Below are 17323 nucleotides of genomic sequence, written 5' to 3'. Positions count from 1 at the left end.
CAGATTTAGTCATTTGAGGAGCAACCGAGCCAATATTAAGAGTGGTACCCTTTGGTATCAGTATCATTGCTTCAAATTCACGAGTGTTTTTCCACTCGGGCAATAACGCATTGTCGATTTTTGCTTGAATCCTCGAAGATGCGGGGGAAGTAGAAACGAATGCCCCTCCCGACTTAGCGTTACCACCATACACGCGGTACACATAAATATCTTTAGTAGTAACTACCGTTTGATACTTACCGTCCGTAAAAGACTCCGCCACCCAGCTCGGTAAGTTTGCTTTTTCGGTAGGAGTGTACTTACCACTCAAACCTTCACAGCTTAAGCCCAGCGGGTCCCCCCATACGACTGGATTAACGCTATAACCATATAGATTACGCCCCCCCGCCAGCCCAATCGGATCCTGCGTTATGAACCGACCCACCTCCGGATCGTAGTACCTGAAAGTGTTGTAATGCAGCCCGGTCTCGTCGTCGAAGTATTGACCCTGAAACCGCAGATTCTGCTCGACCTCGCTGACCGCCAACGATTCAACTTCGCCCCACGCCTTGTACGTCGCCTGCCAAACGATCTGGCCGTCGACGTCCGTCAACTCAAGCGGCGTGCCGATCTGATCGGTGTGGAAGTAGTAAAGCTTCTGCGCTGCCTCGGCTTCGCTTTGGTCAACCCGGGCTAGCGGCGCGTAGCTACCAGGCTCGTAAATGTAGAGGCTGCTACGCCCAGGCGTTTCCTCACGCAGCATACGCAGGCCTTGCCAGAGGAACTGCTTGTGCTCTGTTCGCCCCTCGATCTCGGACGTCTTGCCAATCCGGCGACCCAGACTGTCGTACCGGGTACGAGCCAACGCTGTGCACCTGGCTGTTGACCATCGTTTCCGCACGCACAAGCCGGTTTTCGCAGTCGTAGGTAAAGGTCTGCAGCTTGCCCAGCCCTACACGTTTTTCAATCAGATTGCCCCACGCGTCGTAGGTATATTCCTGATCACGCCATTGCTTGATGCGGTTGTCTTTGACCTGATCGAATTGGCTGGTGTTGAAGTTCAGCCGGTTGGCTGCAGCGTCATACCGGAACTCTTCGCTATCGACGAGTTTGCCAGTGTTACGGCTGTGCAATTGGCCGTTCGGTTCGTATTCGTACTTGATCTCACCGCGCAGTTTGTCCAGCGTGCGGACTAGTTCACCCGCCGAGTCGTATTCATAAAGCCGGTGAATAGGGTTATAAGCATGATCCACCAGCAACGAGGTGTTGATCCCCGGGTTCTGGATCTGCGACAGCTTTTCAGCCGGAATGGTTGATGCGAACTGCCATGACTTGCGGCCCATGGCGTCATAACCAAAACAGCTGGTCAGCTTGCCCTGTGATCGATAGACCTCGCGATGCAGGTCATCTCGCTCCATGTCGCTGATCAGCATTCCATCAAGGTTGAGCTGGTGCAGGTGGCCGCTGCCTTAGTACAGATGATTGAGGTGTTGGCCTGTCGGCAACGTCAGCGTGGTCACGTTGCTGAGCGGATCGTATTCGTAGGCCAGCGCCCCTTGCGGCGTGGTCTCTTTGATCAAACGACCTAACAGGTCATAGCTGAAGTCGAGTTTCTCTTCTGCAACGCCCAGCTTTTTGCCGATGCTTGAAGGCAGGCGATGGATGCTGAGCAAACGATCCGCGTCATCGTAGATGTAATCCTGCCGCGCATCCTGATTGACCTTCGCCAGCAACCGTCCAATCACATCACGCTTAAACTCCGTACTGCGTTGCGGCCGCTCTGCCCGTTCGCCGTAGCCGACTTCATCAACCCGCGTCAGATGTCCGCCCAAGTTGTAGCTGAACCGCCGCGTCAGGTTATCGATGCGTTTCTCTTCGATCAGCCGATCCGATGCATCGTAGGCAAATCGGTACGCAGCATTGTTTTCGTTGACCAGTGCGGTCAGACGAATCGCCTTGTCGTACTCGTAGCTGATGCGCTGGCCCTTGGCGTCCTGACGGCTGGCAGGCAGTCCGCGCGCCGTGCGAAGCAGACGCGTAATCTGGCCCTTGCCGTCGGTGTGCGTCAGTATCTGGCCAAGAGCGTTGTAGGTAAACGACTCAGCGGTGCCGTCCGGGTGCTCGATGCGTACAACTTCGCCGTCAGGCTTGCGCTCAAGTCTTGTCGTCTGATTCAAAGCGTCGGTGACGGCGACCAGATGAGACCGATCATCGTAGGTGTAGAAGGTGTTTTTGCCCGAGCAATCCTGAAAGCGCTCGACCTGCGCGAGCTCGTTCCACCACAGGTATTTGGATTTGTGCGTGGCATCGATGATGGTGTGCGGCAGGCCATCGTCGCTGTTGAGGTACTCGGTTTTGTGGCCGAGTGCATCGACTTCGGCGATCAGGTTGCCTTTATCGTCGTATCGGGCTTTCCAGACGCTGCCATCAGGATAAGTCGCTTCGGTCACCAACCTCGTACCAAGGTGGTGTTTGTAGCGGATCTTGCGGCCCAGCGGATCGGTCTCTTCGATCAGGCGAGAGAAGTCGTCGTACTTGAACGCCAGCTTATTGCCATCGGGTAGCGTAATGCCGGTCAGGTTACTGAATTCGTCCAGGTCCATGGCGTAGCGCTCACCGCCGTAATCGCGGCTGGCGATGGCAAAGCGGTACTCGTCTTAGTAAGCAGCGTTATTTTAGTTGACCAGTGCGGTCCCGCTAACCGTTTTGTATTAGTCGTTTGGGTACGCATAGAGGCCAACTGAACCCTATCTGCAAGCCTAAGGTTTTTGAGGTTTTAGTCAGCGGCCAAGACAGTGGTTGGAACAACTCTCCAGTCACTGTCAACCTAGACCGTTAAATAATTCAAACAAGCCTTTAGCAAACTAGAGCTGAAGTATTATCAAGCGCCAATACCGAGACCCAAGTTTTTACCCAGCATTTAAATCTTCCAAGACACTTCAAAGCCCTAGATCAAAATCCTTATTTTTTATAATTTTCTTATTGGATTTAACTTCTTTGAGCTCTTCCTTGCTGATAATTTCTGGCTTGAGAGCAATCGCACATCGAATAAAAAGTGCGGGGTATGCGTAGTCTGTAGGAGATGCCAACACATCCTCAATGGTGCGCTGACTAGGCAATATGCATCCTGCAACCAAGGGAAGATAGTGGTTTTCAAGCGCGCACCGAATATGTGTGCACACCGCCCCGACCTCCTCAACTTTTGGAGCACTGATGGTTCCATACACGTTTGTGCTGAACTTTTTGTCCTGCCGTCCAGACGTTGTAAACGAAAAACAAGCATCGCTTCCCAAATTACTTTTATAAGGAGGAATAATCTTTGAACAGCACTCGAAAATTGGCCCGCCGAAGACACGACCAATTAGAGTATACGCTTGAGCCTTAACCAAATATTGAAAGTCAAACTGAGCAACTAACTCTTTGCCAAGCCGAATTTTCAATCCCTTTTTCACAGCCGTAAGCGTCAATCCAGGCCACTTGAGGCTTTTAAGGCTTGCCAAAAGTTCGCTTTCGAAATAAACCCGCTCTTCTTTGTTCATAAATCACCGATACTTCAAAACACTAGCTGTTGAGGTACTCGGTTTTGTGGCCGAGTGCATCGACTTCAGCTAGCAGGTTGCCTTGTCGTCGTAGCGGGCTTTCCAGACGCTGCCGTCAGGATAACTCGCTTCGGTCACCAACCTCGTACCGAGGTGGTGTTTATAGCGGATCTTGCGGCCCAGCGGATCGGTCTCTTCGATCAGGCGGGAGAAGTCGTCGTACTTGAACGCGAGCTTATTGCCATCGGGTAGCGTGATGCCGGTCAGGTCCAGGTCCATGGCGTAGCGATCGCCGCCATAATCGCGGCTGGCTATGACAGGACGGTCCTCTTTGTAATGCACCTCCAGTTTAGGGGCCAGCGCTTCGACATCTCAAGAGGTCCGCTGCGCGAAGTCGCAACGAGGATAGTTCAAACTCAAGGCATTACTGTGCCTGATTATTTTGCCTTCGACGTAACCGAAACGGCGTATTGAGTCGCGGTTTTGATTGACCACTTCGGTGAGTTGGCTGCTGTCTCATAGAGGTATCGCACGAGAGCATTGACGGGTAAATTTAACCTCATAGCGGATTGTCGCAGTACGTTCGAATGCGCTATTCCGATCAATCGTTTTCACCATTCATGAAATAGCCGCAGCCCTAATGAGGTGCCTCCGAAGCCGACCTATGTCCTGAACGTGTCGTTCTCCCGATAATAATTTATTTCATCAACGAACCAACCAGTGTCATGCCCTCCCGCTACTTTATTAGCCAATATATAGGAGAGGGAGCTCACTAGCATCCAGCTGCGCAAACCAAAGCCCTCGACCTGCAGCGGCATCTCCATATCCTCATCATCTAAATATATCTGGTCATCATCTAGACTTTGAAGATAATCCCATGGGATGTAATAGAACTTGGTATCCTCAGGCTCTCTCCCCCAAGATTCTGTGTTCGCATATATCCATTCCCCCGAATCCAAGTTGGGGAGATCGGCAATCATTTGACCTAGCGAATTATATGATCTCATTTACTTGCTCCGTTATTTACCTGCAACTTGAGCCACCGCCCCACGTTTTCCTTCCTCCATGACCTTTAGGATGATAGTCCAAATGTCTAGAGTTATGGTCTGGGCCATCCACCAATTGTAATAGACCGCCGACTTTTTCATGGTGATGCCACGTTGTCTCCCACCCAGGACCAGTCGGCGCCTTTCTTGGAAAAGCACCGCGCTTACCCGGTGACACTGCTTCACTAATACCGGGATACCTGGTTTCTAGTGTGGCCTTCAACTGCGGCTCGTTTTTCATTCTGTAATACAGCTGCCGATTAGCTTCCTGAAAGTGCTTCCCATCACTCATCCGATACATATCGGCGGGCAACCGGGATTCTGCAAGAACGTCATAAACACCTGGGTTGTTGACACTTGCAAGGCCCAGCGGATCTAGCCAGACCAATGGATTTGACGCGTATTTATAAAGATTATTTCCGCCCAGCAGCCCAATCGGGTCCTGCGTTACAAACCGACCCACCTCCGGATCGTAGTACCTGAAAGTGTTGTAATGCAGCCCGGTCTCATCGTCGAAGTATTGACCTTGGAAACGTAGGTTCTGCTCGACTTCGTTTACGGTAAGCGACTCGATCTCACCCCATGACTTGTACGTCGCCTGCCAAACGATCTGGCCATCGAAATCCGTCATCTCAAGCGGCGTACCGATCTGGTCGGTGTGGAAGTAGTAAAGCTTTCGCCCGTCTTCACCTTCGCTCTGGTCAACCCGGGCAAGTGGCGCGTAGCTACCAGGTTCGTAAATATAGAGGCTACTCTGCGCCGGGGTTTCCTCGCGCAGCATCCGCAGGCCTTGCCAGAGGAATTGCTTGTGCTCGGTTTGCCCTTCAATCTCAGACGTCTTCCCGACTCGACGGCCCAGGCTGTCATACCGATACGTGCCAACGCTGTGCACCTGGCTGTTGACCATCGTCTCAGCACGCACCAGCCGGTTTTCGCAGTCATACGTAAACGTCTGAAGCTTGCCCAGCCCTGCCCGCTTTTCAATCAGGTTGCCCCACGCGTCATAGGTATATTCCTGATCGCGCCATCGCTTGATGTGGTTGTCTTTGACCTGATCAAACTGGCTGGTGTTGAAGTTCAGGCGGTTGGCGGCAGCGTCGTAGCGGAACTCTTCGCTATCAACCAAGCGACCGGTGTCGCGACTGTGCAGCTGCCCGTTGGCTTCATACTCGTACTTAATCTCGCCACGCAGTTTGTCGAGCGTGCGGGTCAGTTCTCCCGCTGGATCGTACTCATACCGTCGATGAATCGGGTTGTACGCATGATCGACCAGCAACGAGGTGTTGATGCCTGGGTTCTGGATCTGCGACAGCTTTTCAGCCGGAATGGTTGATGCGAACTGCCAGCTCTTGCGGCCCATCGCGTCATAGCCAAAGCAACTGGTCAGCTTGCCTTGGGACCGATACACCTCGCGATGCAGGTCATCGCGCTCCATGTCGCTGATGAGCATCCCATCAAGGTTAAGCTGATGCAGGTGGCCACTGCCGTAGTACAGGTGATTCAGGTGCTGGCCAGTCGGCAATGTCAGCGTGGTCAGGTTGCTGAGCGGATCGTACTCGTAGGCAAGCGCACCTTGCGCTGTGGTCTCTTTGGTCAGGCGGCCCAGTATGTCGTAGGCAAACTCCAGCTTTTCTTCGCCGATGCCGAGCTTTTTACCAATCGCTGTAGGTAATCGCGCTATCGACAGCAGCCGATCGCTCTCGTCATACCCGTAATCCTGCCGAGCATCCTGGTTGACCTTCGCCAGCAACCGACCAATCACATCACGCTCAAATTCCGTGCTGCGTTGCGGTCGCTCTGCCCTGTCCCCGTAGCCGATTTCATCAACCCGCGTCAGATGCCCACCCAGGTTGTAGTTGAATCTGCGGGTCAGGTTATCGATGCGTTTCTCTTCGATCAGGCGATCAGACGCATCGTAGGCAAACTCATAAGCCGCATTGTTTTCGTTGACCAGTGCAGTCAGCCGAATCGCTTTATCATACTCATAGCGAATGCGCTGACCTTTGGCGTCTTGCCGGCTGCTTGGCAGACCTCGTGCCGTACGCAACAGCCTTGTGGTCTGGCCCTTGCCATCGGTGTGCGTGAGCACCTGACCCAATGCGTTGTAGGTAAATGATTCGGACGTTCCATCCGGGTGCTCGATGCGCACCACTTCTCCGTCGGGTTTGCGCTCTAGCCGTGTCGTCTGATTCAACGCATCGGTGACGGCAATCAGATGAGATCGATCATCGTAGGTGTAGAAGGTGCTTTTGCCCGAACAATCCTGAAACCGCTCAACCTGCGCCAAGCCATTCCACCACAGGTATTTCGACTTGTAGGTCGCGTCAATAATGGTGTGCGGCAGGCCATCTTCGCTGTTGAGGTACTCGGTCTTCTGGCCCAGCGGATCAATTTCAGCGATCAGATTGCCCTTGTCGTCATAACGGGCTTTCCAGACGCTGCCGTCCGGAAAGGCGGTTTCCGTGATCAAAGTAGTACTGAGGTGATAGGTGTAAGTGATGCTTCGACCGAGCGGGTCGGTCTCTTCGATCAGACGGGAGAAATCATCGTACTTGAACGTCAGACGATTCCCGTCCGGCAAGCTGATGCCGGTCGTGTTGCCCGCATCATCCAGATCGATGCCGTAACGTTCGCCGCCAAAGTCCCGACTGGCGATGACCCGTTTGTCCTCGTTGTATTGCACTTCCAGCTCGCGGCCGAGGACGTCGACGGCCCAAGAAATACGATTTTGAAAGTCGTAACGGAAATGAAAGTGTTCGCCGTCACTGGTCCAGTGTTCAACCACGCGCGGCTGGCCGTCGATAGTTTCCCAACGGTAGTTACAGCTCAGGCCCAGTGCGTTGCTGTGGCTGACCATCACGCCTTCGGCGTAGCTGAACCGGCGCATGCAATCGCCATTGCGATTGATCACCTCGATGAGCTGACCGTTGTCGTCGTAGCGGTACTGGACGAGGGTTTCCACGGCCAGGTTGTCGACGATGCGTTTGACGTCGCTCAGGCGCCCAAGCGGGTTGTCGTAATGCAGGGGGATCCGCACGCCGCCGGGCGCGCTGATGTCGGTGAGCGTTCCTTCGACCGTGCGGGTGAAATGCAGGTAATGCCCGAGCGCATTTTCCAGACGCTGCAAGGGCACGGAGGTGTTGTCGTCCGGCACTTCGCCGAAGTAGAAAAAGACGTTGTCCAAGGTTTGCAGCAGATAGTGGCCGCCTTGGGTGCGTACCAGATGGATCTGCTCGTAGGGGTTGTAGATGCGTTCGCCGGGCTCAATATCGACAAAGGGCACGCTACGGCCCTGGTTGTCGGTGAGGTACACAAAGCTTCCGCTGCGGCGCAGGCTTTGCTCCCAGGGCAAGACCCAGCCCTGGCCCAATACGCTGTCGACGGTCAGGTCGCTGGCATAGAAGCGGGACCATTCAATCGGCATCAGGCCGGGCAGCACGAAATCGGTTTCGCCCGAGTCCAGCAACAGTTTGCGGCCGGTCGTGAGATCGACGGGATTGCCGATCATCCCACCCAGGACTTTCCCGACTGCCGGGCCAATGATGTAGGTGCCCGTGAGGTAGCTGGCGGCAACGGTAGCGCCGAAGCGCAGTGCGCACGGCCCTGCGGCCTTCAACCCTTGCGTCAGCCCCAGCTTGGCGACTGATACCAGCGCTTTACCCATCGATGCGACGATCATCAGCACGTCGACCACGACGCGAGGCCAACCCGGAATTTCATCGTCGATGTGCAGGTATTGAACCGTGCCGCCCCCGATGAACACATCGCCCGAGCCGCCTGAAATCCTGGCACCGCGGCCCAGCATGCCATCGTGGTATGACGAGTATTTATTCTTGCCTAATAACCTCGGTAAAACCGAGCTTTACGTACCTTACTTTATAATCAGCCTCTCGACCCTTCGACTACTAGTGCTGATTTAAATATCTCTCAACCAAGACATACCCAGAAATAGCCATAGACAAGTAATCTTTATACTCATCAATCGCCAGCACTCTCACCGGCTCACCACAAAGATACAGATCCCCGGCCATATTGAACTCAAAATTCACCATTTTCTCATCTTTTATCGGGCCTCTTCCAATCACAGGCCACTCCCCAGAAAGAAGTTTATCTACGGCAGTAAAAATCACCTCAAACGTACCCCTGTGGTTTTGAAAGCTTAAGTAACTTACTTCATCAGGAATACCTTTTTCGTCGCCTACAGACAAAACGCAAAACGCAAATACTTTTTTAAACGTTTGCCCTGAACTATCTTTTCCTATCCATATCGCCTGGCAGACGGCTTGTCGCCCGTCAGTCATTGGTATGGTGAAATAATCACCACTATTCACTTTCTGTTTAGAACTCACAATCCCAGCCCCTTCATTTTTATCAATGCATCAGATAGCACGTTACTGCCCCAGCCGGAGCTATGCCCTGCGACATCATACGTTCCTGAATTTGGGTTAGTCGGGCTATAGGACCTAATTTTATTAAGTAGATTTGTTACTGCGTTAGTAGACTTAGCCCCGCCGTTGAGGTCCATGATTTTTTGCTCAAGAAATTTAGCCTCTGCCTTTGTCAAATTATTATTAAAAATAACATATTGCTCCAAATGAGCCTTACCATCTGTCACCGCATGTACACCCAAACGAGATGCGGCATCACCGCGACCAACGTATTTTATTACACCATTATCAGCAAGCACATAAAGCCCTTGCCCTTTGACAGGATCGTACTTCGCACCAGTACCGCCTGCACTACGCTGTGATGGTGTCCCCATACAAGGAGTAAGGCCCAACGGATCGACCCATCCAATCGTATTGCTTGCATACTGATAAAGATTCCAGCCACCTGCAATGCCAACTGGATCCTGAGTCAGGAACCGTCCAATTTCCGGATCGTAGTATCTAAACGTGTTGTAGTGCAGCCCTGTTTCGTCGTCGGAGTACTGACCCTGGAACCGCAGATTCTGCTTAACCTCGCTCACCGCCAGCGACTCGATCTCACCCCACGCCTTGTACGTCGCTTGCCAAACGATCTGACCATCGACATCCGTCATCTCAAGCGGTGTGCCTATCTGGTCGGTGTGGAAGTAGTAAAGCTTTCGCTGATCCTCACCTTCACTCTGGTCGACCCGTGCTAGCGGCGCGTAGCTTCCAGGTTCGTAAATATAGAGGCTACTCTGCGCCGGGGTTTCCTCGCGCAGCATCCGCAGGCCTTGCCAGAGGAATTGCTTGTGCTCGGTTTGCCCTTCAATCTCAGACGTCTTCCCGACTCGACGGCCCAGGCTGTCATACCGATACGTGCCAACGCTGTGCACCTGGCTGTTGACCATCGTCTCAGCACGCACCAGCCGGTTTTCGCAGTCATACGTAAACGTCTGAAGCTTGCCCAGCCCTACCCGCTTTTCAATGAGGTTGCCCCAGGCGTCGTAGGCATATTCCTGGTCGCGCCATTGCTTGATGCGGTTGTCCTTTACCTGATCGAACTGGCTGGTGTTGAAGTTCATACGGTTGGCCGCAGCGTCGTACCTGAATTCTTCGCTATCTACCAAGCGGCCGGTGTCTCGACTATGCAGTTGGCCATTCGCTTCATATTCGTACTTGATCTCACCGCGCAGTTTGTCCAGCGTCCGAACTAGCTCTCCCGCCGGGTCGTATTCATAGCGCCGATGAATCGGGTTGTATGCATGATCCACCAGCAACGAGGTGTTGATACCCGGGTTCTGGATCTGCGACAACTTGTCCGCAGGCAACGCCGAGGCAAACTGCCAACTCTTGCGACCCATCGGGTCATAGCCGAAGCAACTGGTGAGCTTGCCCTGAGATCGGTAAACCTCGCGATGGAGGTCATCGCGCTCCATGTCGCTGATGAGCATTCCATCAAGGTTGAGTTGGTGCAGGTGGCCACTGCCGTAATACAAGTGATTCAGGTGCTGGCCCGTGGGCAATGTCAACGTGGTCAGGTTGCTTAGCGGATCGTATTCGTAAGAGAGCGCGCCTTGCGGTGTGGTCTCTTTGATCAGGCGGCCAAGTACGTCGTACTCAAACTCCAGCTTTTCCTCGCCGATGCCAAGTTTCTTACCAACCGAGGTAGGCAATCGCGCAATCGACAGCAGCCGATCGCCTTCGTCGTAACCATAATCCTGCCGCGCATCCTGAGTGACCTTGGCCAGCAGGCGGCCAATCACATCACGCTCGAATTCAGTGCTGCGTTGCGGCCGCTCTGCCCGTTCGCCGTAGCCGATTTCATCAACTCGCGTCAGATGCCCGCCCAGGTTGTAGTTGAATCTGCGCGTCAGATTGTCGATGCGCTTTTCTTCGATCAGTCGATCCGAAGCATCGTAAGCAAACTCATAAGCCGCGTTGTTTTCGTTGACCAGTGCCGTCAGCCGAATCGCTTTGTCGTACTCGTAGCGAATGCGCTGGCCCTTCGCATCCTGTCGGCTAGAAGGGAGCCCGCGTGCAGTGCGCAACAGCCTTGTAGTCTGGCCCTTGCCGTCGGTGTGCAATAGCACTTGGCCGAGGGCGTTGTAGGTAAACGACTCGGCTGTGCCATCCGGATGCTCGATGCGCACCACTTCGCCGTCGGGTTTGCGCTCAAGGCGTGTGGTCTGATTCAGCGCATCAGTGACAGCGATCAAATGGGCGCGATCATCGTAGGTGTAGAACGTACTTTTTCCAGAGCAATCCTGAAACCGCTCGACCTGCGCCAAGCCATTCCACCACAGGTATTTCGACTTGTAGGTCGCGTCAATAATGGTGTGCGGCAGACCATCTTCGCTGTTGAGGTACTCGGTCTTGTGGCCGAGTGGATCGACTTCAGCGATCAGGTTGCCTTTGTCGTCGTACCGGGCTTTCCAGACGCTGCCGTCCGGGAAGGCCGTTTCGGTGATCAAGGTGGTACTGAGGTGGTAGCTGTAGGTGATGCTTCGACCGAGCGGGTCGGTCTCTTCGATCAGGCGCGAGAAGTCATCGTACTTGAATGTCAGGCGATTCCCGTCCGGCAGACTGATGCCGGTCGTATTGCCCGCTTCATCCAGATCGATGCCGTAGCGCTCGCCGCCGAAGTCCCGGCTGGCGATGACCCGTTTGTCCTCGTTGTAGCGCACTTCGAGTTCGCGCCCGAGGACGTCGACCGCCCAGGACGTTCTGTTCTTGAAGTCGTAGCGAAAATGAAAGTGTTCGCCATCGCTGGTCCAGTGCTCGACGACCCGCGGCTGGCCGTCGATGGTTTCCCAGCGGTAGTTGCAGCTCAGGCCCAATGCGTTGCTGTGACTGGCCATCACGCCGTCGGCGTAGCTGAACCGGCGCATGCAATCGCCATTGCGATTGATCACTTCGATGAGCTGACCGTTGTCGTCGTAGCGGTACTGGACGAGGGTTTCGACGGCCAGGTTGTCGACGATGCGTTTGACGTCGCTCAGGCGACCAAGCGGGTTGTCGTAATGCAGGTGAATCCGCACGCCGCCCGGGCGTTAATGTCGAAGAGCGTGCGCGCGGAATGGACCCAGTGATAGGGTGCTTAAGCCTCATCATTGATGAGTCTTAAGCGTAGAAATCAAGCTATTGAGCTTTAATAGCTTGAGTCTTGAATACATAGCAGCAATTTCAAAAGAACAAACTTGGTTTCACAAGCTTGACCTCACCCATTTATCTTTCCCCTCCGCTCGCTCCTTCCGGTCAATGAACCAGGTACCGTCACGTTCAACCATGAAAAATCGGAACTTACTTCTAAATCCATTAGATTGCTGCACCATGAATATGGCATCAGTTGGGTCGGCTTCTATGTGATCATCCGTAGGCTGATAAGTAGCTGGCACTGTAGCGCCGAGATCGATTAAACGGTCTCTATTTGAGCCATGACTCAATGAATACTCATCCAAGATGGCTTCTAGCTTCTTCTTATAATCTTCTTTTATAGGAATGATATCCAGATCCTCTTCATCAGCTGCATCTTGAGCTGCGCAAAACTCTGTCTCCCACTCGTTCATTTCAGCCATAAAGCATATTAATCGGTCTTTCGCACTGTTCGCCATGCTATCTATCCAGTTTAATTGAAGAAGCGCCCCTTCATGACTCGCTCGCCGTTCTGCAACACATTATAAATAATGCGATCAGGCCGGGTTGAGTTGGCAGCGTACTTGAATACAATATCTACATCAACAGAGCCATTGTCTTTTACGTAATTCGCAAGTGCTTTCTCGAACTCCCTAAACTGACCCCTGTTAATATTGGCAAGCTGTGGAAACACACCATCTTTCCCGCCTGATCCACCTAACAATTTTCCGATTATATGACCTGCGTCGTCGTCCGACTTTCCAAGCATCCTTGCCCAGGCCCGGGATGTTGCATTTGTAGGCGTACCTGTCCTCAAATCTTTCGATGTGATAGTCGCCGTCGCACGAATTGGCTGGCCTGCTGCCCCTCTCGTCACCGTTGGGGTTACACACCAACCGAGCGGATCCACCCAACCATTGGTGTTGGGAGCATAGGCATAAAGATTCTCGCCACCCGACAGACCAATCGGATCTTGGGTTAGAAACCGCCCAACCTCAGGATCGTAGTATCGAAACGTGTTGTAGTGCAGCCCCGTTTCTTCGTCAAAGTACTGACCCTGAAACCGCAGATTCTGCTCAATTTCACTCACGGCCAACGATTCGACTTCACCCCAAGCCTTGTAAGTCGCCTGCCAAACGATCTGGCCATCGACATCCGTCATCTCAAGCGGTGTACCTATCTGGTCGGTGTGGAAGTAGTAAAGCTTCTGCTCTGGCTCACCTTCGGCTTGATCGACTCGTGCTAGCGGCGCGTAGCTGCCCGGCTCGTAAATATAGAGGCTACTCTGCGCCGGGGTTTCCTCGCGCAGCATCCGCAGGCCTTGCCAGAGGAACTGCTTGTGCTCGGTTTGCCCTTCAATCTCAGACGTCTTCCCGACTCGACGGCCCAGGCTGTCATACCGATACGTGCCAACGCTGTGCACCTGGCTGTTGACCATCGTCTCAGCACGCACCAGCCGGTTTTCACAGTCGTATGTAAACGTCTGCAGCTTGCTCAAACCCGACCGTTTTTCAATCAGGTTGCCCCAGGCGTCATAGGTATATTCCTGATCGCGCCATTGCTTGATGCGGTTGTCTTTCACCTGATCAAACTGGCTGGTGTTGAAGTTCAGACGGTTGGCCGCAGCGTCGTACCTGAATTCTTCGCTATCCACCAAGCGACCGGTGTCACGGCTGTGCAGTTGGCCGTTGGCTTCATATTCGTACTTGATCTCACCGCGCAGTTTGTCCAGCGTACGGGTAAGCTCTCCCGCAGGGTCGTACTCATAACGCCGATGAATCGGGTTGTATGCATGGCTCACCAGCAACGAAGTGTTGATCCCCGGATTCTGGATCTGCGACAGCTTTTCAGCCGGGATAGTCGAAGCAAACTGCCAGCTCTTGCGGCCCATCGCATCGTAACCAAAGCAGCTCGTAAGTTTGCCTTGAGACCGATAGACCTCGCGATGCAGATCGTCGCGCTCCATGTCGCTGATGAGCAGACCGTCGAGGTTCAGTTGATGGAGATGCCCGCTTCCGTAATACAGATGATTCAGGTGCTGACCCGTCGGCAACGTCAGCGTGGTTAGGTTGCTAAGCGGATCGTATTCGTAGGCCAGCGCACCTTGCGGTGTGGTCTCCTTAATCAATCGGCCCAGTATGTCGTAGGCAAATTCCAGTTTCTCTTCGCCGATGCCAAGTTTCTTACCAACCGAGGTAGGCGATCGCGTAATCGATAGCAGCCGATCACCTTCGTCATAACCGTAATCCTGACGCGCATCCTGATTGACCTTGGCCAGCAAGCGGCCAATCACATCCCGTTCAAACTCCGTGCTGCGCTGCGGCCGCTCCGCCCTGTCGCCGTAGCCGATTTCATCCAACCGCGTCAGATGCCCACCCACGTTGTAGGTGAATCGACGTGTCAGGTTGTCGATGCGTTTCTCTTCGATCAGCCGATCAGACGCGTCGTAAGCAAACTCATAAGCCGCGTTGTTTTCGTTGACCAGTGCCGTCAGCCGTATCGCTTTGTCGTACTCGTAGCGAATCCGCTGACCCTTCGCGTCCTGCCGGCTGCTTGGCAGACCGCGCGCCGTACGGAGCAAGCGTGTGGTCTGGCCCTTGCCATCGGTGTGCGTCAGCACCTGGCCGAGGGCGTTGTAGGTAAACGATTCGGACGTTCCATCAGGGTGCTCGATGCGTACCACTTCGCCATCGGGTTTGCGCTCAAGTCGTGTGGTCTGATTCAGCGCATCAGTGACAGCGATCAGATGAGACCGATCGTCATAACTATAAAACGTGCTTTTGCCCGAGCAGTCCTGAAACCGCTCGACCTGCGCCAAGCCATTCCACCACAGGTATTTCGACTTGTAGGTCGCATCGATGATGGTGTGCGGCAGACCCTCTTCGCTGTTGAGGTATTCAGTCTTGTGGCCCAGCGGGTCGATTTCAGCGATCAGGTTGCCCTTGTCGTCATACCGGGCTTTCCAGACGCTGCCGTCCGGAAAGGCGGTTTCGGTGATCAAGGTGGTACTGAGGTGGTAGCTGTAGGTGATGCTTCGACCTAGCGGGTCAGTCTCTTCGATCAGGCGCGAAAAATCGTCGTACTTGAACGTCAGACGATTCCCGTCCGGCAAGCTGATGCCGGTCGTGTTGCCCGCTTCATCCAGATCGATGCCGTAACGTTCGCCGCCAAAGTCGCGGCTGGCAATGACCCGTTTGTCCTCGTTGTACTGCACTTCGAGCTCGCGGCCGAGGACGTCGACGGCCCAGGACGTTCTGTTCTTGAAGTCGTAGCGAAAATGAAAGTGTTCGCCATCACTGGTCCAGTGCTCGACCACCCGGGGCTGGCCATCGATGGTTTCCCAGCGGTAATTGCAGCTCAAACCCAATGCGTTGCTGTGGCTGACCATCACGCCTTCGGCGTAGCTGAACCGGCGCATGCAATCGCCATTGCGATTGATCACTTCGATGAGCTGACCGTTGTCGTCGTAGCGGTACTGGACGAGGGTTTCCACGGCCACGTTGTCGACGATGCGTTTGACGTCGCTCAGGCGACCCAGCGGGTTGTCGTAATGCAGGTGAATCCGCACGCCGCCCGGCGCGCTGATGTCGGTGAGCGTGCCGTCGACCGTGCGGGTGAAATGCAGGTAATGACCAAGGGCATTTTCCAGACGCTGCAAGGGCACGGAGGTGTTGTCGTCCGGCACTTCGCCGAAGTAGAAAAAGACGTTGTCCAGGGTTTGCAGCAGGTAGTGCCCGCCTTGGGTGCGGACCAGATGAATCTGCTCGTAGGGGTTGTAGATGCGCTCGCCGGGTTCGACATCGACAAAGGGCAAGCTGCGGCCCTGGTTGTCGGTAAGGTAAACGAAGCTTCCGCTGCGGCGCAGGCTCTGCTCCCAGGGCAAGACCCAGCCCTGACCCAACACGCTGTCGACGGTCAGGTCGCTGGCGTAAAAGCGGGACCACTCAATCGGCATCAGGCCGGGCAGCACGAAATCGGTCTCGCCTGAATCCAGCAACAGTTTGCGGCCTGTTGTGAGATCAACGGGATTGCCGATCATCCCGCCCAGGACTTTCCCGACTGCCGGGCCAATGATGTAGGTGCCCGTGAGGTAGCTGGCGGCAACGGTAGCGCCGAAGCGCAGTGCGCACGGCCCTGCGGCCTTCAACCCTTGCGTCAGCCCTAGCTTGGCGACTGAAACCAACGCTTTACCCATCGACGCCACGATCATCAGCACGTCGACAACGACGCGAAGCCAACCCGGAATTTCGTCGTCGATGTGAAGGTATTGAACCGTGCCGCCGCCGATGAACACATCGTCCGAGCCGCCTGAAATCCGTGCACCACAGGTCAGCCTGTCATCCTTTCGCGCAGCCGCCACGCTGTTGATGAAGACGTTGGATGAGCCCTCGGCGACCTGCACCGGCGCCGGATGTTTTTCGCACCGGCCGAGGCTGAGTTCCACATGCGCGGCATTGCGGTTGTTGACGAACACATCGGTCGAGCAGCCGGGGAGCTGAATCTCCCCGGCCGGCGAGCTGAACATCTTGCCGAAATATTCCCCCAAGGCAGGCAGCGCGCTTGCGAGAAGCCCCAGTGCGATGGGCATCAGGAAAGCAGCGGTGCCTCCCGAGCACACCATGGTGGCGGCATAAGCGGCAATCGCCAAACCGACGACCGCGCCTGCCAGAAACCCGGCCAGTGCGCCGGTGTGTTCAATTTCGTCGTTCCATCGAGCGGCTTCGAACATGGTTATTCCTGCTCGGCGTTTTCAGCAGGGGAATCCTGGGTCTGGCGGGGTTGGAAACTGGCGAGCAGTTGCAGCCAGCTTTCAGTTTGTGCGGCGCTGAAATCTGTCTGGCTGGTGGTGGAAAACACCAGAATCCTACCTGGCTGAATTTCAAATCCGGCCTGACGCTGGTAATAAGGTCGACCGCCATCCATGTAGTACCCATCGATCTGGATACCGGCCAACGGCTGTTGCGCCGACAACGTGGCGGGCTTCTTTCCCAGAGAGGTGTAGCCGCGCAGTTTTGAAGCAATCAGTTTGATCTGACGATCGATGTAGGTATTCAGGTCTTCCGCAGGGAGCATGTTGTCACGGGAGACGGTGACGTTCAGCGGCGCGGGAATCGTAGTGCCAAGCACGAACATGTTTACCGTGCGGTCCTGAAAGCCTTCCGGCAATACGATCGATCCTTCCTGAAGCTGATAGTCCATTGGAGGCGTGTTCCATAAG

At 54.4% G+C, this 17323-nt stretch carries 6 protein-coding genes and 4 pseudogenes; all 10 read right to left on the bottom strand.

Translation table 11 applies throughout. From position 1 onward, the window contains the following. Positions 1-316: 316 nt before the first annotated feature. Positions 317-2618: pseudogene (locus tag IFT99_RS26220) on the bottom strand (RHS repeat-associated core domain-containing protein); the annotation flags it as partial. Between the two features lie 300 nt (positions 2619-2918). Then, a complete protein-coding gene (locus IFT99_RS03190) occupies positions 2919-3518 on the bottom strand; it encodes a hypothetical protein (protein ID WP_192130405.1) in 600 nt (199 codons plus the stop codon). 25 nt (positions 3519-3543) lie between these two features. Further along, positions 3544-4063: pseudogene (locus IFT99_RS03185) on the bottom strand (type IV secretion protein Rhs); the annotation flags it as partial. A 117-nt stretch (positions 4064-4180) separates the two neighbouring features. Further along, positions 4181-4525, bottom strand: a complete 345-nt coding sequence (locus IFT99_RS03180; protein ID WP_192130404.1) for a hypothetical protein — start codon at positions 4523-4525, stop codon at positions 4181-4183. A 16-nt stretch (positions 4526-4541) separates the two neighbouring features. Beyond that, a pseudogene (locus IFT99_RS03175) lies at positions 4542-8357 on the bottom strand (RHS repeat-associated core domain-containing protein); the annotation flags it as partial. A gap of 112 nt (positions 8358-8469) precedes the next feature. Beyond that, a complete protein-coding gene (locus IFT99_RS03170) occupies positions 8470-8913 on the bottom strand; it encodes an Imm26 family immunity protein (protein WP_141695175.1) in 444 nt (147 codons plus the stop codon). Between the two features lie 419 nt (positions 8914-9332). After that, positions 9333-12040: pseudogene (locus tag IFT99_RS03165) on the bottom strand (RHS repeat-associated core domain-containing protein); the annotation flags it as partial. Positions 12041-12176: 136 nt separating this feature from the next. After that, entirely contained in the window at positions 12177-12584 is a 408-nt protein-coding gene (locus tag IFT99_RS03160; RefSeq protein ID WP_192130401.1) for an NTF2 fold immunity protein, read from the bottom strand. Positions 12585-12598: 14 nt separating this feature from the next. Further along, positions 12599-16834 carry an RHS repeat-associated core domain-containing protein gene (locus IFT99_RS03155; protein WP_192130400.1) on the bottom strand — a complete coding sequence of 1412 codons (4236 nt, stop codon included), beginning with the start codon at positions 16832-16834 and terminating at the stop codon, positions 12599-12601. Positions 16835-16836: 2 nt separating this feature from the next. After that, complete coding sequence (locus IFT99_RS03150) at positions 16837-17304, bottom strand: DcrB-related protein (protein ID WP_133770207.1); 468 nt, start codon at positions 17302-17304, stop codon at positions 16837-16839. Positions 17305-17323 lie beyond the last annotated feature (19 nt).

Source organism: Pseudomonas sp. CFBP 8772, from assembly GCF_014841665.1.
Taxonomy (GTDB): domain Bacteria; phylum Pseudomonadota; class Gammaproteobacteria; order Pseudomonadales; family Pseudomonadaceae; genus Aquipseudomonas; species Aquipseudomonas graminis_B.
The sequence above is the reverse complement of the archived record's forward strand: the minus strand, read 5'-3'. Positions and strand labels throughout refer to the sequence as shown.